Raw genomic sequence first — 21,811 nt, 5'->3', positions numbered from 1 at the left:
GGGCGGGCGGCCGTCCGGGGGCCAAGCCGCCGGGGTGTTCTTCCCGGGGCACTCCTTGCGGCACAAAAGGTTCGGTAAACTAATTACTGACGGTTTCTTGACGCGCGCTTGACCTCACCCCTCTGACGATCCCCCGACGCCACAGGAGGAACGGTCCCATCGGACACGCAGACACACTCATAGCCATGGGCGGCGCCTTTCTCGCCGCCGCTGTCCTCGCCCGGCTCGGCGGCCGGATCGGTTTGCCGACCATCCCCCTGTTCATCCTGGCCGGGATCCTGCTCGGCCCGCACACGCCCGGCTGGGTCCTGCTGAAGGACCCGCACGAGCTGGAGATGCTCTCCGCGCTGGGCCTGGTCCTGCTGCTCTTCTACCTCGGTCTCGAATTCCACCTGGACGACCTCAAGGCGGGCGGGCGCAAAATGGCGTTCGCCGGGGCCGCCTACCTCGTCCTGAACGTCGGCGCCGGGCTCGGCTTCGGTCTCGCGCTCGGCTGGGGGACGCCGGAGGCCCTCGTCCTGGCCGGTGTGCTCGGCATCTCCTCCTCGGCGATCGTCACCAAGGTCCTGGTCGACCTGCGCCGCATCGGCAACGCGGAGACCAAGCCGATCCTCGGCATCATCGTCGTCGAGGACATCTTCCTGGCGCTGTACCTGGCCGCCCTCCAGCCCATCCTGTCCGGCGCGGACAGCCTCGCGGCGGCGTCCGTGGACGCGGGCAAGGCCTTCGGGTTCCTGCTGCTGCTCGCCCTGGCCGCCCGGTTCGGCACGAGGGCCGTCGGCAGGCTGATCGGGACCGAGGACAACGAACTGCTGGTCATCTCCTTCCTCGGGGCCGCCGTCTTCGTGGCGGGTGTCTCCGAGTGGTTCGGGGTGGCGGACGCCATCGGCGCGTTCATGGTCGGTCTGATGCTCGGCAGCACGTCCTCCGGGCCGCGGATCATGAAGCTGGTGCACCCGCTGCGGGACGCGTTCGGGGCGATCTTCTTCTTCGCGTTCGGGCTGTCCATCGACCCCGGCGACCTGCCGGTCGTGCTGTGGCCGGTGCTGGCGGCCGTCGCGGTGACGCTGGTCATGAACGTGATCGCGGGGGTGAGCGCCGCGAGGATCCACGGTTTCGGGGCGCAGCCGGCCGCGAACATCTCCACCACGCTGCTCGCCCGCGGCGAGTTCGCGCTGATCCTCGCCACGATGGCGGCCGGCGCCGGGCTGGACGAGCGGCTGTCGCCGTTCATCGCCGGGTACGTGCTGCTGCTGGCCGTGCTGGGGCCGCTGGCGGCCGGGCAGTCGCACTGGCTGGCGAAGATCCTGCCGGGCCGGGACAAGGACGTACCGCCGCAGGTGACGGACGTGTCGCCGACGAAGGAGCCGTCGGCCGCGCGGTGATGCCCGCAGGCCGTACGACGGTGCCCGGCACCGGCGCCGGGGAGGCCGGCGCCGGTGTCAGTCGCGGCACAGGAGCAGCAGCGCCCGGTCGTCGTTGACGTCCTTGGCGACCGCTTCGATGAGGTGCCAGGCGGCGCCCTCGAAGCCTGCGGCGACATAGCGGTCGGCCTCGCCGGTGAGGCGGTCGACGCCCTCGCTGATGTCGCGGCCCGGGGCCTCCACCAGGCCGTCCGTGAAGAGCATCAGGACGTCGCCGGGGGCCAGCACGCCCTTGCCGGGGTCGAACTCGGCGCCGTCGTAGACGCCCAGCAGGGGCCCCTCCCCCGACTTCTCCTCCCAGCGGCCGCTGCCCGCGTGCAGTTGCAGGGCGGGCAGGTGTCCCGCGGAGAGGAGTTCGTACTCGCCCGTCTCCAGGTCGAGCACCAGGTGGATGGAGGTGGCGAAGCCCTCGTCCCAGTTCTGGCGCAGCAGGTATCCGTTGGCGGCGGGCAGGAAGTCGTGCGGCGGCAGCGAGCCGAGGAGGCCGCCGAAGGCCCCCGAGAGCAGCAGGGCGCGGGAGCCCGCGTCCATGCCCTTGCCGGAGACGTCGGTGAGGACGACTTCGAGGGTGCGCCCGCCGTTGGTGCGCGCGGCGACGACGAAGTCACCGGAGAAGGACTGGCCGCCGGCCGGGCGCAGGGCCATCTCCCGGTGCCAGCCCTTGGGAAGCTGCGGCAGGGCGCTCTGCACCCGGATACGTTCGCGCAGGTCGAAGAGCATGGTGCCGCCGCGTCTCCACGGCACGCCGACGCGCGCCCTGAACTGCGCGACGACCAGCCCGAAGAAGCCGCACGCGGCGACGGTCAGCACGGTGCCGGGAGTGACCCGCGCCGGGCCCTGGGTGTAGGGCCCGAGGACGACGGACTCGACGATCAGCGCGGTGGCGGCGGCCGCGTACAGGCCCAGCAGGCTCGCCGGGCGCAGCAGCAGCCCGCCCGCCACGATCGGCAGGACGAGCAGGGCCGGCGCGCACCACACCGGCATCAGGATCGTGCCGAGGGCGATCGCCGGAACGGTGAGCAGCAGGGCGGCGAGGGCGATCCAGTCGGAGCCGTCGCCGCGGAAGTAGTCGACGCCGGAGCGGCGCAGCCCGTTGCGGACCCGGTGCGCGGACTTGCGCCACCGGGCCGTGTACGAATCGACTCTCCGTGCCGCGCCCATTGCCGTGGACCTTATCCACCCGCACGGCTGCTCCGCAGGGGGACCCCATGACATCGCGTTCGAAATGGGTGGCTCGGCGGGGGCGGCCGCTGGTAGGCATGGGCACATGACGACGGAACTGCGCGTGCTCACGCCTGCCGAGTGGGACACCTTCTACGCGTCGCTGGAGAGGGCCTTCGGGGTCACGGAGTCCCAGGAGGAGCGGGAGCTCTTCCGCGACCTGACCGAGTTCGACCGCACGATCGGCGTCTGGGACGGCGCGGGCTGCGTCGGCACCGCGGGCGCCTTCAGCTTCCGTATGACGGTGCCCGGCGGGGCGTCGCTGCCGGTCGCCGCGGTGACCATGGTGAGCGTGGCCGCCACGCACCGCCGCCGCGGGGTGCTGACGACGATGATGCGCCGGCAGTTGGACGACGTGCGGGCGCGCGGCGAGGCCGTCGCGGTGCTGGTGGCGTCGGAGCCGGTGATCTACGGCCGGTTCGGGTACGGCGTGGCCACCTGCGAGATGCGGGCCGAGATCGACACCGCGCGGGTGCGGCTCTCGGTGCCGGACGGCACCGACGACGTACGGCTGCGTTATGCGCAGGTGACCGACGCGGACGTCCACCGGACGTGCGAGGAGATCTACGCCGCCGCGGTACCCGGCCGGCCCGGGATGATGGCGCGGCAGCCCGGCTGGGACCGGCTGCAGGTGCTGGACCCGGAGAAGGACCGGGAGGGGGCGACGGCTCTCCAGTGCGTCCTGGCCGAGGACCCCGACGGCACGGTGCTGGGTTTCGCCCGGTTCCGCGTGAAGCCGCAGTGGAGCGCGGCGGGGGCGGACGGGGTGGTGGTCCTGGAGGACCTGGAGGCGGTCGGACCGCGCGCGCCGCAGGCGGCGGCCGCGCTGTGGCGGTTCCTGTTCGACCTGGACCTCACGTCGAAGCTGGTCTCCGTGAACCGGCCCTGCGACGACACCTGGCTGCACCTGGTCTCCGACACCCGGCGCAGCGCGCTGGTGCTGCGGGACGCGCTGCACGTGCGTCTGGTGGACGTGGGGGCGGCGCTGGAGGCCCGGACCTACCGGACGGCCGTGGACGTGGTCTTCGAGGTCGAGGACGCGTTCTGCCCGTGGAACGAGGGGCGGTGGCGGCTGACCGGGGACGCGAAGGGCGCGGTGTGCGAGCGGACCACGGACCCGGCGGACGTCGCGCTGTCGGTACGGGAGTTGGGCGCGGCCTATCTGGGCGGGTTCTCGCTGGCGGCGCTGGCGGCGGCGGGACGGGTGCGGGAGCTGCGCGAGGGAGCGGTGGCGCAGGCCGCGGCGGCGTTCGGGTCGGACGTGGCGCCGTGGCTGCCGCACGGGTTCTAGCGGGGCGCCGGCCGCGGTGCGCGGTCAGGCCTTCTGGCAGGTGGGGCACCAGAAGAGGTTGCGGGCGGCGAGGCCGGCGGTGCTGATCTCGTCGCCGCACAGGTGGCAGGGCAGCGCGGCGCGCCGGTAGACGTACACCTCGCCGCCGTGGTCGTCCTTGCGGGGCGGGCGGCCCATCGCCTCGGGGGTGTGCTCGGGGCGGACGGTGTCGATGCGGTTGAGGCGCACGCCCTCCCGCATGAGGTCGACGAGGTCCTGCCAGACCGCGTCCCACTGGGCGTCGGTGATCTCCCTGCCCGGGGTGTACGGGTCGATGCCGTGCCGGAAGAGGACTTCGGCGCGGTAGACGTTGCCGACGCCGGCGACGACCTTCTGGTCCATCAGGAGCGCGGCGATCGTGGTGCGGGACGCGCGGACGCGGGCGCGGGCCCGGTCGGGGTCGGCGTCCTCGCGCAGGGGGTCGGGGCCGAGCCGGGCGTGCACCGCCTGCTTCTCGGCGTCGGTGACGAGGGCGCAGACGGTCGGGCCGCGGAGGTCGGCGCGGGCGTCGCCGGCGGGGGTGGCGAGGTGCAGGCGTACGGTGTCCGGCTTGGCGCCGGGGCCCTGGGCGCCCTCGAAGGCGACCTTGCCGAAGAGGCCCAGGTGGATGTGGACCCAGCCGAGGGGGCCGAAGCCGAGGAAGAGGTGTTTGCCGTGGGCCTCGGTGGCGGTGAGGCGGTGGCCGTCGAGGAGGGCGGCGGAGGCGGCGAAGGCGCCCTGGGGGCTGGTGGCGCGGAGGCGGGGGTGGGGGGTGAAGCGGATGGCGTACTCGTGCGCGAGGCGGTGGATGGTGTGGCCCTCGGGCACGGGGCTCCTCCGGAGGGGGTGCGGGGGTGGGCGGGCCCTCGCGGGGCGTGCGGCCGGCGCGGGGCGGGCCGGGGCCTCGGCGGGGGCGGGCGGCCGGCAAGCGGGGCTGGGCGGGGGCGTTCCGGGGTGGGCCCGGAGCGGGCGGGGCCGCCCCCTTGCCCGCCCGTTCCGCCCCCCGGGGCGGCCCCGCCCCCCAAGGGGACGGGGGGAGGCCCAAGGGGACGAGGGGCTTCGGTGAGGGGGTCAGTCCTGGTGGGGGTGGTGCGGGGGGATGGGAGGGAGGGCGCCCGTGGTCTCGTACGTCGAGAGCATGTCGATGCGGCGGCTGTGGCGGGCCTCGTTCGAGTACGGGGTGGAGAGGAAGATCTCCACGAACTTCGTCGCCTCGGCCTCGGTGTGCATGCGGCCGCCGATGGAGATGACGTTCGCGTTGTTGTGCTCGCGGCCCAGCGCCGCCGTCTGCTCGCTCCAGGCGAGGGCGGCCCGTACGCCCTTGACCTTGTTGGCGGCGATCTGCTCCCCGTTGCCGGAGCCGCCGATCACGATGCCGAGGGAGTCCGGGTCCGCGGCCGTCCGCTCGGCGGCGCGGAGGCAGAACGGCGGGTAGTCGTCCTGGGCGTCGTAGATGTGGGGACCACAGTCGACGGGCTCGTGGCCGTGGGCCGTGAGCCACTCCACGAGGTGGTTCTTGAGTTCGTATCCGGCATGGTCGGAACCGAGGTACACGCGCATGGGTCGAGTGTGGCATGCGCCGCGCGGGGTAGGGCGCATCGGGGTAAGGACCTTGGTCCCTCGCGGCTCGGGACGTACGTCCGGGACTTCTGCCCGACACAACGATCCGGAATCAGGTCTTCCGGATCGCTTCCGGCTCGGCTTGAATGCGGGGGCTCGGCAGACCGACCGTCTGCCCCGAGTGTCATGACCCTGCGGCCCGACGACGTGCCCGAAGAACGAATGAGGTTTGTGCATGAGTGCGCACCCGACCCCGACGGAGAAGCAGGACAGAGGGCCCGGCGACCCCGGTGTGCCCGCTGCCGCCTCCGCCACCGGTGACAGCGGCGGCCTCCAGGCCGGTCTCAAGAACCGTCATCTGTCCATGATCGCGATCGGTGGCGTCATCGGCGCCGGGCTCTTCGTGGGCTCCGGTGCGGGCATCGCCGCGGCGGGTCCGGCGATCCTGCTGTCGTACGCCCTGGTGGGCGTGATGGTGGTGTTCGTGATGCGGATGCTCGGCGAGATGGCCGCCGCGCGGCCCTCGTCCGGGTCGTTCTCCGCCTACGCCGACCAGGCGCTCGGCCGGTGGGCCGGGTTCTCGATCGGCTGGCTCTACTGGTTCTTCTGGGTCGTGGTGCTCGCCGTCGAGGCGACGGCCGGTGCGAAGATCCTGGAGGGCTGGATACCGGCGGTGCCGCAGTGGGGCTGGGCCCTGATCGTCATGCTGGTACTGACGGCCACCAACCTCGCTTCGGTGTCGTCGTACGGCGAGTTCGAGTTCTGGTTCGCGGGCATCAAGGTCGTCGCGATCGGCGCGTTCGTGGTGATCGGCCTGCTGGCCGTCTTCGGCGTCCTGCCGGGCTCGGACAACCCCGGCGCCGGGTTCGCGCACCTCACCGACACCGGAGGCTTCTTCCCCAAGGGGTACGGAGCGATCCTGACCGGTGTCCTGATGGTCGTGTTCTCCTTCATGGGCTCCGAGATCGTCACGCTGGCCGCCGGCGAGTCCCAGGACCCGCAGCGCGCCGTCACCAAGGCCACCAACAGCGTCATCTGGCGCATCGGCATCTTCTATCTCGGCTCGATCTTCGTCGTGCTGACGCTGCTGCCGTGGAACGACAAGTCGATCGTCGCCGAGGGCGGCTCGTACGTCGCCGCGCTGAACTCCATCGGCATCCCGCACGCCGGTCAGATCATGAACGTGATCGTCCTGACGGCCGTGCTGTCCTGCCTGAACTCCGGTCTCTACACCGCCTCCCGCATGGCCTACTCGCTGGGCCGGCGCAAGGACGCGCCGAAGGCGTTCACGCGCGTCAACAAGAGCGGTGTGCCGCAGGTCGCGATCCTGTCGTCGGTCGTCTTCGGTTTCGTCGCCGTCTTCTTCAACTACAAGTGGCCGGACACGGTCTTCCAGTTCCTGCTGAACTCCTCCGGCGCGGTCGCGCTCTTCGTGTGGCTGGTCATCTGTTTCACACAACTGCGGATGCGCGGCATGATCCTGCGCGAGGACCCGTCCAAGCTCGTCGTGAAGATGTGGCTGTTCCCGTATCTGACGTGGGCGACGATCGCGATGATCTCCTTCGTGCTCGTCTACATGCTCACCGACGACGCGGGCCGCACCCAGGTGTTGCTGTCGCTGCTGGTCGCCGCGCTGGTGGTCGGTTTCGCGCTGGTCCGCGAGGTTGTGCAGAAGCGCAACGGCACCCTGCCGCCGGCCGCTGGGAGCGGTGCGGAGGAGCCGGTGGTCCGCCCGTAGCCCCGGAGCGCCCCGGCGCGGGCGGGCGGCGCGCACTCGGACACCGTCCGCCGCCGCGACGGGGAGCTTGTGGGCGCCCATGGAAGAAGGGGGCTCCCGGCCGGTGCCGGGAGCCCCCTTCGACGTACGGGCGACGGACTTCAGCCCTTGCGGCCCACGAGCTTCCACGCGGTGGGCAGCGCGCCCATCGCCAGGGCCGCCTTCAGGGCGTCACCGATGAGGAAGGGGACGACGCCCGCGGCGAGGGCGGCGGAGAGGTCCATGCCGGTGGCGGCCATCAGGTACGGGACGCCGACGGCGTAGATGACCGCCGAGCCGACGGCCATGGTGCCCGCCGTGCGCAGCACCGAGCGGTCGCCGCCGCGCCGGGCCAGTGCGCCGACCGCGGTGGCCGCGAGCAGCATCCCGATGACGTAACCGAAGGATGCGCCGCCCGGTCCCGAGGTGCCCGCCTGGAAGACCGGCGCCCCGGCCATGCCCACCAGCGCGTACAGCGCCAGCGAGAGGAAGCCCCGGCGTGCGCCGAAGGCGGTGCCGACCAGGAGCGCGGCGAAGGTCTGGCCGGTGACCGGGACCGGGGAGCCCGGCACCGGGACGGCTATCTGGGCGGCGATGCCGGTGAGCGCCGCGCCGCCGACGACGAGCGCGAGGTCGCGTACGCGCGTGGCGGGAAGCAGGTCGGCAAGGACCGCGCCGGGGCGGGCGGTTACGGCAGCAGTGCTCATCGGGACTCCGCGGTGAAGAGGGGGGCAGTCAGGGACATGGCGACGTTAACCCGGGGGCCGTCGCCCGATCACCCTAGAGCGCCGACAAAGCCGCGAACAGGGGCTTGGTGGACTTCGTACAAAGGGCCAGGACTCGACCCGGCGCGGCGTGACGCGCGTCACTGGCGGCGAAAGCAGATAGATCCCTTTTGCGCGGCGGGGCCGGGTGAGGGGACACTGTGGGGTCCCGCCAAATCGGGTGGCCGTCCCGCGGCCCCGTCCCCCTTTCCGCCCCCACGGCCGTCGAGTTCCGCTCCACGGTCCTTCGAGAGCACGAGCGCCATGCACGACCAGGCCGTACGGCAGCCGCAAGAGCCGCAGAACCCGAAGGGCTCGCAGGAGCCCCTGTCCGGAGGGCTCAAGCAGCGCCATCTGACGATGCTCGGCCTCGGCGGGGTGATCGGCGCCGGGCTGTTCGTGGGCTCGGGCGCGGGCATCGCGGTGGCCGGTCCCGGCATCGTGCTGTCGTACCTGATCGCGGGCGCCATCGCGATGCTCGTGATGCGGATGCTCGGGGAGCTGTCGGCGGCGATGCCGGCCTCGGGCTCGTTCTCGGTGCACGCGGAGCGGGCGCTGGGGCGGTGGGCCGGGTTCAGCGTGGGCTGGCTGTACTGGTTCCTGCTGGTCGTGGTGCTGGCGGTGGAGGCCACGGGTGCGGCGAAGATCGCCAACGGCTGGGCGCCCGGGGTGCCGCAGTGGGCCTGGGTGCTGGTGTTCATGGTGGTCTTCACGGCCGCCAACCTGGCGGCGGTGAAGAACTTCGGGGAGTTCGAGTTCTGGTTCGCCGCGCTCAAGGTGGGGGCGATCGTGCTGTTCCTGGCGCTCGGCGCCCTCGCGGTCTTCGGCGTGCTGCCCGACACCGATCCGGTCGGCACGGCGCACCTGACCGGGGACGGCGGCTTCTTCCCGAACGGGGCGTCGGGGGTGATCTCGGGCGTCCTCGCGGTCGTCTTCGCCTTCGGGGGCCTGGAGGTCGTGACGATCGCCGCCGCGGAGACCGACGACCCGGCCCGCGCGGTCGGGCGGGCGGTGCGCAGCGCGGTGTTCCGCATCCTGTTCTTCTACGTCGGCTCGATGCTGGTCGTCGTGACGCTGCTGCCGTGGGACTCGATGACGCCGGGGCTGAGTCCCTACGTCGCCGTGCTCGACCGGATCGGGATTCCGGCGGCCGGGACGATCATGAACATCGTGGTGTTCGTGGCGCTGCTCTCGGCGCTGAACGCCAATCTGTACGGCTCCTCGCGCATGGTCTTCTCACTGGCCGAGCGCGGTGAGGCGCCACGGGGCCTGCTGCGGGTCTCCCCGGGCGGGGTGCCGCGGCGGGCGGTGCTGGCGTCGGTGGCCTTCGGGTTCGGGTCGGTGGTGCTCAATCTGCTGTGGCCGGACACGGTGTTCCTGTACATGCTCAACGCGGTCGGCGCGGTGCTTCTGTTCGTGTGGGGGCTGATCGCGGTCTCGCAGCTCAAGCTGCGCCCGCGCATCGAGCGCGAGATGCCGGAGCGGCTCACGCTGCGGATGTGGGCGTTCCCCTATCTGACGTGGGCGGCACTGGCCGCGATGGCCGTCGTCCTGGTGCTGATGCTGCTGGACGCCTCGACCCGGCCGCAGTTGCTGTGGTCGGCGGGCGCGACAGCGGTGGTGCTGCTGGTGTCACTCGTGCGGGAATTGCGCGCGAGGCGTGCCTGAACCTTCACAGTGTGTGAGCGTCGTGTCCGTATAGCGGTCGACGGTTCCCTCTGAGCGGTGCCGTACCGAGACTGAGGGCCACTCTTGGCTCGCTCCCCCGTCTCAGCTAGTGAACAGGGCACGCTCATGTCCCGGACCTCCGCGCCCCCGCCGCCTTCACGGACGCCCGCCGCACCGGCCGACGCCGACGCCTCGCTCGGGCACGGCCTCAAGCAGCGCCACCTCTCCATGATCGCCCTCGGCGGGGTGATCGGCGCCGGGCTCTTCGTGGGCTCGGGCGCGGGCATCGCCGCCGCGGGTCCCTCCATCGTGATCGCGTACGCGATATCCGGCCTGCTCGTCATGCTGGTGATGCGGATGCTGGGCGAGATGTCGGCGGCGAACCCGAGCTCGGGCTCGTTCTCCGCGCACGCCGAGCGGGCGATCGGGCCGTGGGCGGGCTTCACGGCGGGCTGGGCGTTCTGGTTCCTGCTGTGCGTGGCGGTCGGCCTGGAGGGCATCGGCGCGGCGAAGATCATGCAGGGCTGGTTCCCGGGCTCCCCGCAGTGGGCCTGGGTGGCGCTGTTCATGGTGATCTTCCTGGCCACGAACCTGGCGGCGGTGAAGAACTTCGGCGAGTTCGAGTTCTGGTTCGCCGCGCTCAAGGTCGGCGCGATCTCGCTGTTCCTGGTGATCGGCCTGCTGGCCATCTTCGGCGTGCTGCCGGGCAGCGACACCGGCGCCCCGGGCCTCACCAACCTCACCGGCGAGGGCGGTTTCTTCCCCCACGGCAGCGAGGGCCTGATCATCGGCCTGCTCGCCTCGGTCTTCGCGTACGGCGGCCTGGAGACGGTGACGATCGCCGCCGCCGAGTCCGAGCACCCGGTGCAGGGCGTCGCCAAGGCGGTGCGCACCGCGATGTGGCGCATCGCGGTCTTCTACATCGGCTCGATGGCCGTCGTGGTCACCCTGGTGCCGTGGGACGACCCGAAGGTCGCCGCGATCGGCCCCTACGTCGCCACCCTCGACCACCTGGGCATCCCGGCGGCCGGCCAGATCATGAACGTGATCGTGCTGGCGGCGCTGCTGTCGGCGATGAACGCCAACATCTACGGCTCGTCCCGCATGGCGTACTCGCTGGTCCGACGCGGACAGGGCCCGGCCTTCCTGGGCAGGCTGTCCAGCGGCGTTCCGCGGGTCGCGGTGCTGTGCTCCTCGGTGTTCGGCTTCGTGTGCGTGGCGCTGAGCTGGATCAGCCCGGACAAGGTCTTCCCGTGGCTGCTGAACATGATCGGCGCGCTGATCCTGGTGGTCTGGATCTTCATCGCGGTCTCCCAGCTGATCCTGCGCCGCCGCACCGAGCGGGAGACGCCCGAAAAGCTGGTCGTCCGGATGTGGCTGTTCCCGGTGCTCACCTGGGTGGCGCTGGCGGGGATGGCGGTCATCTTCTTCCTGATGCTGCGCCAGCCCGACACCCGTCTCCAGCTCGCCGGGACGGGCGGCCTGACGCTCTTCCTGATCGTGGTGGGCGTCGTCCGCCAGAAGCTGGCCAAGGCCCGCGACTAGACCCGCGCGCACCCCTCGTCGGCCCTAGGTCCGCAAGCCCCCGGCTTGCGGACCTAGGGCTTTTTACTGAGGCAGACCTAAGCTGCTCCCCCACATAAGTGCTGGTAGCGTGCAGATGCATAAGACTTGCAATAAGCAATCGGAGGGGTCGGACGACATGGCCATCTACACGCTTCCTGAACTTCCGTACGACTACGCGGCCCTTGAGCCCGTGATCAACCCGCAGATCATCGAGCTGCACCACGACAAGCACCACGCGGCGTACGTGAAGGGTGCCAACGACACCCTGGAGCAGCTCGAAGAGGCCCGCGACAAGGACGCCTGGGGTGCGATCAACGGGCTGGAGAAGAGCCTCGCGTTCCACCTGTCCGGCCACATCCTGCACAGCATCTACTGGCACAACATGGCCTCCCCCAAGGACAGCGGCGGCGGCGAGCCGACGGCCGCGGACGGCGTCGGCGACCTGGCGGACGCCATCACCGAGTCCTTCGGCTCCTTCGCCAAGTTCAAGACGCAGCTGACGAAGGCCGCCGCCACGACGCAGGGCTCCGGCTGGGGCGTCCTGGCGTACGAGCCGGTCTCGGGCCGCCTCATCGTCGAGCAGGTCTACGACCACCAGGGCAACGTCGGCCAGGGTTCCGTGCCGGTCCTGGTCTTCGACGCCTGGGAGCACGCCTTCTACCTGCAGTACAAGAACCAGAAGGTCGACTTCATCGACGCCATGTGGGCCGTCGTCAACTGGCAGGACGTCGCGAAGCGCTACGCCGACGCGAAGAACCGGACGCCTCTCATCACGCCGTGAAGTCCGGCGCGCACCGCGACCGCGGTGCGCGACGCCCCGCCGTGTGCCGCAGCCCCGCGGCGGGACCCCTCAGCACCCTGCTCGTGATCGTCTTCTCAACTTTCACCGGGCGGGTGGAATGACGAAGAGCCCCCGCGAGGACATGACTCGCGGGGGCTCTTCTGTGCCGGTACGGGCGTCACCTGGGGAGGTATCCGGTGCGGCCGACGGCGACGAACTCCCAGGCCAGGCCCGTCTCGTGGAGGCGGGCGAAGAGGGTGAAGGGGATGCCGAACGCGGACTCGCCCCGGTCGAAGTTCCAGGTCTTGTGGAACTCCACCCGGTAGAAGTCCGGGTTCGGGCGCTCGACGCGGAACTGCACGCCGCGGACGGCGAGCCACCAGTCCAGGCTGGTGGCGGGGGTGACGGTGACGCCGTGCCAGGTGTCGCGGTGCGACCACCGCCCCGCCTCGGCCTCCATGAGGCGGGTGTTCACGGCGGCCCGGACCGGCGGGAGCGCGACGAGGGTGCTGGCGTCGATGCGGTACGTCTCACCGGTGCCGCCGAGGTAGTGGCGCAGGGCGCCGGAGGCGTTCCGCAGGCCGGTCAGCCGCCAGAGGCGGGCGAGGACGAGGCACCCTGCCCGCACCGCCCGGTCGGTCGGGCGGACGGGCAGGGTGGCATGGGGGGCGTTGTCGTTCGGCAGGTACGGGGCGGCTGCGGGGCCGCCGGCCATGACGGCGGCCCCGGGGTCGGCCGTACCCGTGCCGCCTATGTGGCTGTCGCCGTGTATCGCGCCTGTCTCCATGGAGAGACGCTAAGCGGGGAGGGCGCGTGGCGCCTGCTGGGCGGCGCACACGGGGCACCCACGCCCCGCCGGGCACCGGTGTCGGCGCGAGGCGCCCGCGCGCGGCGGTGGCCGCCGGAGCGCGGGACGGCCGGGGCGGCGGTCAGTCGAAGACCGGGTCCTGGGTGCGGGTGCGCTTCAGCTCGTAGAAACCGGGGGTCCCGGCGACCAGCAGGGTGCCGTCCCAGAGGCGGGCCGCGTCCTCGCCCTTCGGGGCGGGCGTGACGACCGGGCCGAAGAAGGCGACCTTCTCGCCGTCCGCCCCGGGCACCGCGATGACGGGCGTGCCGACGTCCTCGCCGACCAGCGAGATGCCCGACTGGTGCGAGGCGCGCAATTCCTTGTCGTACGCGTCCGAGGTGGCGTACGAGAGCAGTTCGGCGGGGAGGCCGACCTCCGCGAGGGCCTCCGCGACGACCTCGTCGGTGATGCCGCGCCCCTCGTTGTGGATGCGGGTGCCGAGCGCGGTGTAGAGCGCCCCGGTGATCTCCTCGCCGTGCTGCTGCTGCGCGGCGATGACGACGCGCACCGGGCCCCAGCCCGTCTTCATGGCCTCGCGGTACCGCTCCGGCAGGTCGTCGCGGCCCTCGTTGAGCACGGCCAGGCTCATCACGTGCCACTGGACCCGCACGGGGCGCACCTTCTCGACCTCCAGCATCCAGCGCGAGGTCATCCAGGCCCACGGGCACAGCGGATCGAACCAGAAGTCGGCCGTGGTCTTCTCGTTCGTCTTCGCGTTCTCGGACATGTCTCTCCTCGTGAATGTTTCAAGAGTCGCGCGCTGTGCGCCACACAACCACGCGGGCACTGCCCGCATTCCCGTGCACGCCGGGTAAGGAGCACATGGGAGGATCGGACCTGTTTCGAGAAGCCGTCGAACCATGTCCGACGTGTCACGAAGGAGTGCCCGTGCCCGGTGAGAACCTGTCCCGCGACGAAGCCCGGAAGCGGGCAGAGCTGCTGTCCGTCGACGGTTACGAGGTCGCGCTCGACCTGCGGTCGGCGGTCGGCGACCACGAGGGGGAAGGGCCGCGCACATTCCGTTCGGTGACGACGATCCGCTTCCGGGCCGCCACGCCCGGCGCCTCCACGTTCGCGGACCTCGTCGCCCCTTCGGTGAACGCGGTGACGCTCAACGGCACGCGGCTGGACCCCGCGAAGGTCTTCGACGGCGCCCGGGTGGCCCTGGACGGCCTGGCGGCCGAGAACGTCCTGGTGGTCGACGCCGACTGCGCCTACAGCCGCACCGGCGAGGGCATGCACCGCTTCGTCGACCCGGAGGACGGCGAGGTCTACCTCTACACGCAGTACGAGCCGGCCGACGCCCGCCGGGTGTACGCCAACTTCGAGCAGCCCGACCTGAAGGCCCCCTACCGCTTCTCGGTGCGGGCCCCGGAGGGCTGGACGGTGTGGAGCAACGGCGCGGGCGACCTCGTGGACGGCGTCTGGACGTTCGCCGGGACCAAGCCGATCTCGACGTACATCACCGCCGTGGTGGCCGGTCCGTACCACTGCGTCACCGACACCTACACGCGCGCCCTGGCCGACGGCACGACGCTGGAGATCCCGCTCGGCGCGATGTGCCGCAAGGGGCTCGCGAAGCACTTCGACGCGGACGACGTCTTCCTGGTCACCAAGCAGGGACTCGACTTCTTCCACGACAACTTCGACTTCCCGTACCCCTTCGGGAAGTACGACCAGGCCTTCGTCCCGGAGTACAACCTGGGCGCGATGGAGAACCCGGGCCTGGTGACCTTCCGCGAGGAGCTCATCTTCCGCGGGAGGACCACGGACTCGGCGTACGAGGGCCGCGCGAACGTCATCCTGCACGAGATGGCGCACATGTGGTTCGGCGACCTGGTCACCATGCAGTGGTGGGACGACCTGTGGCTGAAGGAGTCGTTCGCGGACTTCATGGGCTCCTTCTCGATGGTGGAGGCCACCCGCTTCACCGACGGCTGGATCACCTTCACCAACCGCCGCAAGGCGTGGGCGTACCGCGCCGACCAACTGCCGTCCACGCACCCGATCACGGCCGACATCCGTGACCTGGAGGACGCGAAGCTGAACTTCGACGGCATCACGTACGCCAAGGGCGCCTCCGTGCTGAAGCAGTTGGTGGCGTACGTCGGCCGGGACGCGTTCCTGGAGGGCGCGCGCCGCTACTTCAAGGCGCACGCGTACGGCAACACCCGGCTCGGCGACCTGCTCTCCGTGCTGGAGGAGACCAGCGGCCGCGACCTCGGCGAGTGGTCGCGCGCCTGGCTCCAGACGGCCGGGGTCAACGCGCTCACCCCGGTGGTGACGTACGACGCCGCGGGGCGCGTCACGGAGCTGGCCGTCGTGCAGGAGGCCGCCGCGTCGCACCCGGAGCTGCGCCCGCACCGGGTCGCGGTGGGCCTGTACCGGCTGGAGGGCGGCGAACTGGTGCGCTACGCCCGTACGGAGACGGACGTGGCCGGTGCGCGCACGGTCGTCACGGAGTTCACCGGGGCCGAGAGGCCCGCGCTGGTCCTGGTCAACGACGACGACCTGACGTACTGCAAGATCCGCTTCGACCAGGGCTCCCTGGAGACCCTGCGCGCCCACCTCGGCGACCTCACCGACCCGCTGGCGCGCGCCCTGTGCTGGTCGGCGCTGTGGAACCTCACCCGGGACGCCCTGATGCCCGCCCGGGACTTCCTCGACCTGGTGCTGCGGTTCGCGGGCCGGGAGTCCGACATCGGGGTGCTGCAGATGCTGCACGCCTGGACGCAGACGGCGCTCGTCCACTACGTGGCGCCCGCGACGCGCGAGCAGCGGGCGCGGCAGCTCGCCGAGGGGGCGCTGCGCGAGCTGCGCGGCGCCGAGCCGGGCAGCCAGCACCAGCTCGCCTGGGCGCGCTTCTTCGCCTCCGTGGCGTCGTCGGACGCCGACTTCCAGCTCCTGGAGGGGCTGCTCGCGGGTTCGGCGCGGATCGACGGCCTGGACGTCGACCAGGAGCTGCGCTGGGCCTTCCTGTCGCCGCTGGCGGCGCACGGCCGTGCCGACGAGCAGGCGATCGGCGCCGAACTCGCCCGGGACGACACGGCGTCCGGCAAGCGGCACCAGGTGCGCTGCCTCGCCTCGCGTCCCTCGGCGGCGGTCAAGGCGCAGGCGTGGGCGGCGGTGGTGGAGTCCGACGCGCTGTCCAACGCGCTGGTGGAGGCCACCAACGCCGGTTTCGTGCGCGGCAGCCGGCGCGAGCTGCTCGCGCCGTACGCGGAGAAGTACTTCGCGGCGATCGAGCGGGTGTGGGCCGAACGCTCCATCCAGATCGGCGTCCTGATCGTCCGTGACCTGTACCCCTCGCTCCAGGACCCGGCCGCCACGCTGGCCGCCACCGACGCGTGGCTGTCCGCGCACGAGGAGGCGGCCCCGGCGCTGCGGCGACTGGTGCTGGAGGCGCGGGACGACCTGGCGCGGGCGCAGCGGGCGCAGGAGTGCGACGCGGTCTGACCGGCCTGCGGGGGCGTGCGTTCCCGGCGCGCCCCCGCGTGCGTTCCCGGCGTACCCGCGTGCGTTCTCGGCGTACCCCGCGTGCGTTCTCGGTGCGCCCCGCGCACCTTTCGGACGTCCGCGTACGTTTCGGACGCTCCGCCCGGGGTACTGCTCGGCAGTCGAACAGCCGTACTTTAGGGCGGGGTTGTCCCGGAATGTCGACGGGACTGTAACAGCGGTTAGAAGCGGGGCCGGGGGCGGGAAAGTCGTCGGCATGAACAACGACACGCACCCCCAGGCGCAGTCCACGCCCCCGGGCCGGTCCACGCCCCCGGCGCAGTCCGTGCCCGCCTCGCGCACGACCCCCGGGCCCCGGACCGCGTCCCCCGCGGTGTCGGCGGAGGCCGCCGTCCGCGCCCTGCCGCTCCGTCACCTCTCCGAGGTCCAGCGCCGGGTCCTGACCTCCGCCCAACTGCGCGAGCACGGCGTCTCCGCGGCGAAGGCGGCGGCGCAGTGCCGGGCGGGCGGACCGTGGCAGCAGGTGCTGCCGGGGGTGTTCCTGCTGCACCGGGGGGCGGCGACCAGCGAGGAGCGGCTGCACGCGGCGCTGCTGTACACCGGGCGGTCCCAGGAGGGCGCGGTGATCACCGGTCTCGCGGCCCTGGCCCTGCACCGGTTCGCCTCCGCGCCGCCGCTGCTGGGCCTGGAGCACATCGACGTGCTGGTACCCCGCACCCGGCGGCTGCGGTCGGTCGGTTTCGTCCGGGTCGTACGGGCGCACGCGCTGCCCGGCGCCCAGCTGGTCACGGGCCTGCCGGTGGCCCCGGTGGCGCGGGCGGTCGCCGACGCGGTGGCGCAACTGAGCGACGCGAACGCGGTGCGGTGCGTCCTGACGGAGGCGGTGCGCGAAGGCCACTGCGAACCGGCGTCGATCGTGCGCGAGTTGACCCTGGCCCGGCTGCTGACCCGGCCGCACGTGAGCGACGCGGTGGACGCCCTGCTGGCGGAGGGCCGCTCGATCGCCGAGGACCGCCTGTACGCGATGGTGCGCGACTTCGGGCTGCCGGACCCGGTGTGGAACGTGGACCTGCGGCTGCCGGGCGGCCCGCACCTGGGCGGCGTGGACGCGTTCTGGCCGGACCAGTCGGTGGCCGTGGAGCTGGACACCCGGGCGCCGCGCCAGGACGAGGACGCGCTCTGGACGGAGTACGCGCGCAAGCGCGAGCACCTGGAGCGTCTGGGCATCACCGTCGTGCACCTCACGCCGAAGAAGCTGCGGGACGCGGCGGACCAGCAGGCGGCCGTGGTGCGCACGGCGCTCATGGCGTCCGTGGACCGCGACCCGGCCGCCTACGTGGTCGTGCTCCCCCGCTGAGCCGGCGGCGGCGGCGGCCCGGCCCGCCGTGCGGCGGGCCCGGGTCAGGAGGGCGACTTCACCCGGCCGGTGGCCGGGCGGGTGCGCCACAGTTCGAGACCGGTGTCGACGAGCTCGACCCGGTCGAGGGCGGTGACGGCTTCGAGGGGGTGCCAGGCGGCGAGGTCGGTGGAGCCGCCGGTCTCGTGGCGGAGCTCGCCGCCGGTGATCCTCGCCTCGTACACGACGCGCAGGCCCTGGAAGTCCGCGAAGGACCCGAGGCGGCGGGGGTAGCGGCGGCGGATGGAGTCCAGTCCGAGGAGCTGTACCGGCTCGACGGCGTAGCCGGTCTCCTCGTCGACCTCGCGGACGACCGCCTCCAGGGGGTCCTCGCCGTGTTCGAGGCCGCCGCCGGGCAGCGTCCAGCGTTTCGCGCCGTCGCGGGCCACCCAGCGGGCCAGCAGCACCTTCTCGTCCCGTACGCACACGGCGTAGGCGGCCACTCTCAACTCTGCGTTCATCTGGAGAGGCTAGGCGGTACCGGGCGCCGCGCACCCGGAACGGGGGCAATCGGGTGCGGCGGGCCCCGGGGGCCGGGGAGCGGCCGCGGGGGACGGGCGGCCGGGGTGCGTGCAGAGGGCACCCGGTTCCCGCGGGGCGGGATCGTGCCAGTGGCGGGTTCACGCCAGAGGCGATGACGACTCAGTCAACTCTCCCCAAACAACTGTCACTTACGACATGCTGACCGGTCATTGGGCACCGAAATCCGGACTCTTTCTGTCCGGACTTCTTCCAGATCCTTCACATTCAGGGATGCACATGACCGCCACCCCCCAGCCCTCCGCGCCCCGCGCGGGCGGTGTCAGACGTACCGCGCGAATAGCCTTCGCGGCCTCGCTGGTCGCAGCGCTGTGTGCGACCGCGCCGCTGCCCGCCTTCGCCGCGGACGCCCCGGACCCCACTCCTCCGGCCCCCAAGGCCGCCGAGGCCAAGCTCGGCAGCGTCGACGAGGCGCTGCTCACCGAGGCGCAGAACTCGGGCGCGAAGGACGTCACCGTGATGGTGGCCACCGCGCCGGGCGCGACCGAGCAGGTCACGGCCCAGTTCGACGGCGTGCAGGGCGCGATCGTCGGCAAGCGGGACGACAAGCTCGGTTACGTGCGGGCCACGCTGCCCACCGCGAAGGCCGAGGCCGCGCTGAAGGCGGCCGCGAAGCTCTCCAGCGTCCACGCGATCGACCTCAAGCAGGAGATCAAGCTCGACGACCCGACGCCGTCCGCCGACCGCGCCCGGGGCGCCGCCGAGGCCGGCAAGGGCACGTACCCGGCGCCGGACCGGAACACCCCCGCCGAGAACCCGTACAACCCGTCCTTCGAGACGGGCGCCGTGGACTTCGTGAAGAAGAATTCGAAGGCGGACGGCCGCGGCGTCACCATCGGCATCATGGACTCCGGTGTCGACCTCGGGCACCCGGCGCTCCAGAAGACCACCACCGGCGAGCGCAAGATCGTCGACTGGGTGACGTCGACGGACCCGGTGGCCGACGGCGACCTGACCTGGCGTCCGATGCTCACCGAGGTCAAGGGCCCGGCCTTCACCGCCGGCGGCCGGACCTGGAGCGCGCCCGAGGGCACGTACAAGTTCAACGTCTTCCGCGAGAACGCCACCACGGGCGGCGACGCCAAGGGCGACCTGAACCGCGACGGCGACACCACCGACGTCTGGGGCGTGCTGTACGACCCGGCCGCCGGGACGGTCCGGGTGGACCTGGACAACGACGGCGACTTCGCCGACGAGACCGCGATGAGCCCGTACAAGGACAAGTTCCAGATCGGGTACTTCGGCAAGGACGACCCGGCGACGGACGTCGTCGAGCAGATCCCGTTCGTGGTCGAGTACCGCAAGGACGTCGTCTACAACGGCGCCGGCGCGAAGGCCGACTTCGTCAACATCGGTCTCATCGAGAGCGAGCACGGCACCCACGTCGCGGGCATCACCGCCGCCAACAAGCTCTTCGGCGGCAAGATGAACGGCGCGGCGCCCGGCGCCAAGCTGGTGTCCTCGCGGGCCTGCACCTGGGACGGCGGCTGCACCAACATCGCCCTGACCGAGGGCATGGCCGACCTCGTCCAGAACCGCGGCGTCGACATCGTCAACATGTCGATCGGCGGTCTGCCGGCGCTCAACGACGGCAACAACGCCCGCGCCGAGCTCTACACCCGGCTGATCGACACCTACGGCGTGCAGTTGGTCATCTCGGCCGGCAACAGCGGCCCGGGCACCAACACCATCGGCGACCCGGCCCTCGCCGACAAGGTGATCTCGGTCGGCGCGTCCATCTCCAAGGAGACCTGGGCGGCCAACTACGGCTCGGTCGTGAAGACCAAGTACGCGATGATGCCGTTCTCCTCCCGCGGCCCGCGCGAGGACGGCGGCTTCGCGCCGACGATCACCGCGCCCGGCGCGGCGATCAACACCACGCAGACCTGGCTGCCCGGCGGCCCGGTCGCCGAGGCGGGCTACCCGCTGCCGGCCGGCTACCAGATGCTCCAGGGCACCTCGATGGCCTCCCCGCAGGCGGCGGGCGCCTCCGCGCTGCTGCTGTCGGCCGCCAAGCAGGCCAAGCTGGACCTCACCCCGGCGAAGCTGCGCACCGCGCTGGTCAGCCAGGCGGACCACATCAAGGGCGTGCAGGCGCACGAGCAGGGCGCCGGTCTCATCAACGTCGTCGACGCGTGGAAGTCGCTGAAGAAGGGCGCCACCGCGCACGAGTACACGGTGAAGGCCCCGGTCGACACCGCGATCGAGCAGGCGCTCAAGACGCCGGGCTTCGGCACCGGTCTGTACGACCGCGAGGGCGGCCTGAAGACCGGACAGAAGAAGACGTACGACATCACCGTCACCCGCACCTCGGGCCCGGCCGGCGACGTCCGCCACGAGCTGCACTTCGAGAACAACGACGGCACCTTCCGCGTCGTCGGCGACGACGTCGTGAAGCTGCCGCTGAACAAGCCGGTCACGGTGAAGGTGTCCGCGCAGCCGCGCACCGGCGGCATCCACAGCGCCGTCCTGGAGGTCTCCGACAAGGCCACCGAGGGCATCGACAAGCAGATCCTGACGACCGTGGTCGCGGCCGACGAGCTCGCCAAGCCCGGTTACGCGCTGAAGAAGACCGGCACGGTCCAGCGCAACGCCCCCACCTCGTACTTCGTCAACGTCCCCGCGGGCGCGAAGAACCTGGAAGTGGCGCTGAGCGGGCTCGCCGCGGGCAGCCAGACCCGGTTCATCTCGATCCACCCCTACGGCGTCCCGTCCGACCCGACGGCGACCACCAACTGCTACCCGAACTACACCAACCCGGCGAACACCTGCCGCCCGGACGTGCGCTCCTACCCGGAACCGGCGCCGGGCGTCTGGGAGATCGAGGTCGAGTCGCGCCGTACGTCGCCGCTGCTGGACAACCCGCACACGCTGGACGTGACGCTGCTGGGCGCCACCTTCGACCCCGCGGTCAAGGTCGTCCCCGAGGCGAAGGCCGGCACGCCGGCCCCCGTCGAGTGGAAGGTCACCAACGACTTCGGCGCTCTCACCGGCAAGCTGAAGGGCGGCCCGCTGGGCTCCGCCAAGGTCGCCACGCCGGCCATCAAGCAGGGTGAGACGCAGGAGACCACGGTCGTCCTCGGCGAGGGCGTCGAGCGCCTGGACGTCGCCATCGGCAAGGTCTCCGACGCGAAGGCGGACCTGGACCTGGTGGTCCTGAAGGACGGCAAGGAGGTCGGCAAGGCCGCGGACGGCGACTCCGAGGAGGCCGTCAGCCTGGTCAAGCCCGCCGCCGGCACGTACACCATCGTCGTGGACGGCTACTCGGTTCCGGCCGGCAGCACCACGTACGACTACCGGGACGTGTTCTTCGCGCCGTCGCTCGGCACCGTCACGACCGACGAGAGCAAGACCGTCACCCTCGCCAACGGTGCGTCCGCCCAGGTCACGGCCTCGGTGAACGTCGGTGGCCCGGCGCCGGAAGGCCGGCAGTTCTTCGGCCAGGTGCAACTGCTGAACGCGCGCGGCACGGCCGCGGGCACGGGCAGCGTGCAGATCGACAAGGTCGTCCAGTAACGGACTG

Annotated in this window: 16 protein-coding genes; 9 read left to right on the top strand and 7 right to left on the bottom strand. The window is 71.8% G+C overall.

Translation table 11 applies throughout. The features are described from left to right. Nucleotides 1-185 precede the first annotated feature (185 nt). On the top strand, nt 186-1,385 hold the full coding sequence (locus tag ACIP93_RS23055; RefSeq protein ID WP_401761333.1) for a cation:proton antiporter: 1,200 nt from the start codon (nt 186-188) through the stop codon (nt 1,383-1,385). A 57-nt stretch (nt 1,386-1,442) separates the two neighbouring features. Here the strand turns inward: ACIP93_RS23055 and ACIP93_RS23050 are convergent, their stop codons facing one another. Beyond that, complete coding sequence (locus ACIP93_RS23050; protein ID WP_401761332.1) at nt 1,443-2,585, bottom strand: PP2C family protein-serine/threonine phosphatase; 1,143 nt, start codon at nt 2,583-2,585, stop codon at nt 1,443-1,445. A 106-nt stretch (nt 2,586-2,691) separates the two neighbouring features. Between ACIP93_RS23050 and ACIP93_RS23045 the strand changes: the two genes are divergently transcribed. Continuing rightward, nucleotides 2,692-3,936: a GNAT family N-acetyltransferase gene (locus tag ACIP93_RS23045; protein ID WP_345222963.1), complete on the top strand. Its 1,245-nt coding sequence runs from the start codon at nt 2,692-2,694 to the stop codon at nt 3,934-3,936. A 24-nt stretch (nt 3,937-3,960) separates the two neighbouring features. Here the strand turns inward: ACIP93_RS23045 and ACIP93_RS23040 are convergent, their stop codons facing one another. Continuing rightward, on the bottom strand, nt 3,961-4,782 hold the full coding sequence (locus ACIP93_RS23040) for an Fpg/Nei family DNA glycosylase (protein WP_401761330.1): 822 nt from the start codon (nt 4,780-4,782) through the stop codon (nt 3,961-3,963). Between the two features lie 243 nt (nt 4,783-5,025). After that, nucleotides 5,026-5,514: a ribose-5-phosphate isomerase gene (locus tag ACIP93_RS23035; protein ID WP_345222959.1), complete on the bottom strand. Its 489-nt coding sequence runs from the start codon at nt 5,512-5,514 to the stop codon at nt 5,026-5,028. A 235-nt stretch (nt 5,515-5,749) separates the two neighbouring features. Here ACIP93_RS23035 and ACIP93_RS23030 point away from each other — a divergent pair, with 235 nt between their 5' ends. Beyond that, nucleotides 5,750-7,252, top strand: coding sequence for an amino acid permease (locus tag ACIP93_RS23030; RefSeq protein ID WP_401761329.1), 1,503 nt, complete (start codon nt 5,750-5,752; stop codon nt 7,250-7,252). A gap of 140 nt (nt 7,253-7,392) precedes the next feature. Here the strand turns inward: ACIP93_RS23030 and ACIP93_RS23025 are convergent, their stop codons facing one another. Then, nucleotides 7,393-7,977, bottom strand: a complete 585-nt coding sequence (locus tag ACIP93_RS23025) for a biotin transporter BioY (protein ID WP_401761327.1) — start codon at nt 7,975-7,977, stop codon at nt 7,393-7,395. Nucleotides 7,978-8,298: 321 nt separating this feature from the next. Between ACIP93_RS23025 and ACIP93_RS23020 the strand changes: the two genes are divergently transcribed. From ACIP93_RS23020 to ACIP93_RS23010, 3 genes are all read left to right on the top strand, one after another. Beyond that, on the top strand, nt 8,299-9,702 hold the full coding sequence (locus ACIP93_RS23020; RefSeq protein WP_401761325.1) for an amino acid permease: 1,404 nt from the start codon (nt 8,299-8,301) through the stop codon (nt 9,700-9,702). Between the two features lie 126 nt (nt 9,703-9,828). Continuing rightward, nucleotides 9,829-11,247 carry an amino acid permease gene (locus ACIP93_RS23015; RefSeq protein ID WP_345222952.1) on the top strand — a complete coding sequence of 473 codons (1,419 nt, stop codon included), beginning with the start codon at nt 9,829-9,831 and terminating at the stop codon, nt 11,245-11,247. Between the two features lie 157 nt (nt 11,248-11,404). Further along, a complete protein-coding gene (locus ACIP93_RS23010) occupies nt 11,405-12,049 on the top strand; it encodes a superoxide dismutase (protein ID WP_345222950.1) in 645 nt (214 codons plus the stop codon). A 178-nt stretch (nt 12,050-12,227) separates the two neighbouring features. Here the strand turns inward: ACIP93_RS23010 and ACIP93_RS23005 are convergent, their stop codons facing one another. Beyond that, the gene (locus ACIP93_RS23005) at nt 12,228-12,836 is read right to left on the bottom strand and encodes a hypothetical protein (protein WP_401761323.1); all 609 of its coding nucleotides are present in this window, start codon (nt 12,834-12,836) and stop codon (nt 12,228-12,230) included. Nucleotides 12,837-12,978: 142 nt separating this feature from the next. Next, entirely contained in the window at nt 12,979-13,623 is a 645-nt protein-coding gene (locus ACIP93_RS23000) for a DsbA family protein (protein WP_345222947.1), read from the bottom strand. Between the two features lie 161 nt (nt 13,624-13,784). On the opposite strand from ACIP93_RS23000, the gene pepN reads away from it, so the two are divergent. Together pepN and ACIP93_RS22990 are read left to right on the top strand one after the other, a co-directional pair. Beyond that, the gene (gene pepN, locus ACIP93_RS22995) at nt 13,785-16,352 is read left to right on the top strand and encodes an aminopeptidase N (protein ID WP_345222943.1); all 2,568 of its coding nucleotides are present in this window, start codon (nt 13,785-13,787) and stop codon (nt 16,350-16,352) included. 187 nt (nt 16,353-16,539) lie between these two features. Further along, complete coding sequence (locus tag ACIP93_RS22990; protein WP_401761321.1) at nt 16,540-17,709, top strand: hypothetical protein; 1,170 nt, start codon at nt 16,540-16,542, stop codon at nt 17,707-17,709. Nucleotides 17,710-17,753: 44 nt separating this feature from the next. Here the strand turns inward: ACIP93_RS22990 and ACIP93_RS22985 are convergent, their stop codons facing one another. After that, nucleotides 17,754-18,209: an NUDIX hydrolase gene (locus ACIP93_RS22985; protein WP_345222939.1), complete on the bottom strand. Its 456-nt coding sequence runs from the start codon at nt 18,207-18,209 to the stop codon at nt 17,754-17,756. Between the two features lie 298 nt (nt 18,210-18,507). Here ACIP93_RS22985 and ACIP93_RS22980 point away from each other — a divergent pair, with 298 nt between their 5' ends. Beyond that, a complete protein-coding gene (locus ACIP93_RS22980; protein ID WP_401761319.1) occupies nt 18,508-21,804 on the top strand; it encodes a S8 family serine peptidase in 3,297 nt (1,098 codons plus the stop codon). Nucleotides 21,805-21,811 lie beyond the last annotated feature (7 nt).

The sequence above is a fragment of the Streptomyces sp. NPDC088745 genome, assembly GCF_044751045.1.
In the GTDB taxonomy this organism is placed as follows: domain Bacteria; phylum Actinomycetota; class Actinomycetes; order Streptomycetales; family Streptomycetaceae; genus Streptomyces; species Streptomyces cremeus.
The sequence above is the reverse complement of the archived record's forward strand: the minus strand, read 5'-3'. Positions and strand labels throughout refer to the sequence as shown.

Bases quoted from the DNA above. Each gene is read 5' to 3' on its own strand.
- ACIP93_RS23055 (WP_401761333.1), top strand. From the start codon at position 186: ATGGGCGGCGCCTTTCTCGCCGCCGCTGTCCTCGCCCGGCTCGGCGGC.
- ACIP93_RS23050 (WP_401761332.1), bottom strand. From the start codon at position 2,585: ATGGGCGCGGCACGGAGAGTCGATTCGTACACGGCCCGGTGGCGCAAG.
- ACIP93_RS23045 (WP_345222963.1), top strand. From the start codon at position 2,692: ATGACGACGGAACTGCGCGTGCTCACGCCTGCCGAGTGGGACACCTTC.
- ACIP93_RS23035 (WP_345222959.1), bottom strand. From the start codon at position 5,514: ATGCGCGTGTACCTCGGTTCCGACCATGCCGGATACGAACTCAAGAAC.
- ACIP93_RS23030 (WP_401761329.1), top strand. From the start codon at position 5,750: ATGAGTGCGCACCCGACCCCGACGGAGAAGCAGGACAGAGGGCCCGGC.
- ACIP93_RS23025 (WP_401761327.1), bottom strand. From the start codon at position 7,977: ATGAGCACTGCTGCCGTAACCGCCCGCCCCGGCGCGGTCCTTGCCGAC.
- ACIP93_RS23020 (WP_401761325.1), top strand. From the start codon at position 8,299: ATGCACGACCAGGCCGTACGGCAGCCGCAAGAGCCGCAGAACCCGAAG.
- ACIP93_RS23015 (WP_345222952.1), top strand. From the start codon at position 9,829: ATGTCCCGGACCTCCGCGCCCCCGCCGCCTTCACGGACGCCCGCCGCA.
- ACIP93_RS23010 (WP_345222950.1), top strand. From the start codon at position 11,405: ATGGCCATCTACACGCTTCCTGAACTTCCGTACGACTACGCGGCCCTT.
- ACIP93_RS23005 (WP_401761323.1), bottom strand. From the start codon at position 12,836: ATGGAGACAGGCGCGATACACGGCGACAGCCACATAGGCGGCACGGGT.
- ACIP93_RS23000 (WP_345222947.1), bottom strand. From the start codon at position 13,623: ATGTCCGAGAACGCGAAGACGAACGAGAAGACCACGGCCGACTTCTGG.
- ACIP93_RS22985 (WP_345222939.1), bottom strand. From the start codon at position 18,209: ATGAACGCAGAGTTGAGAGTGGCCGCCTACGCCGTGTGCGTACGGGAC.
- ACIP93_RS22980 (WP_401761319.1), top strand. From the start codon at position 18,508: ATGACCGCCACCCCCCAGCCCTCCGCGCCCCGCGCGGGCGGTGTCAGA.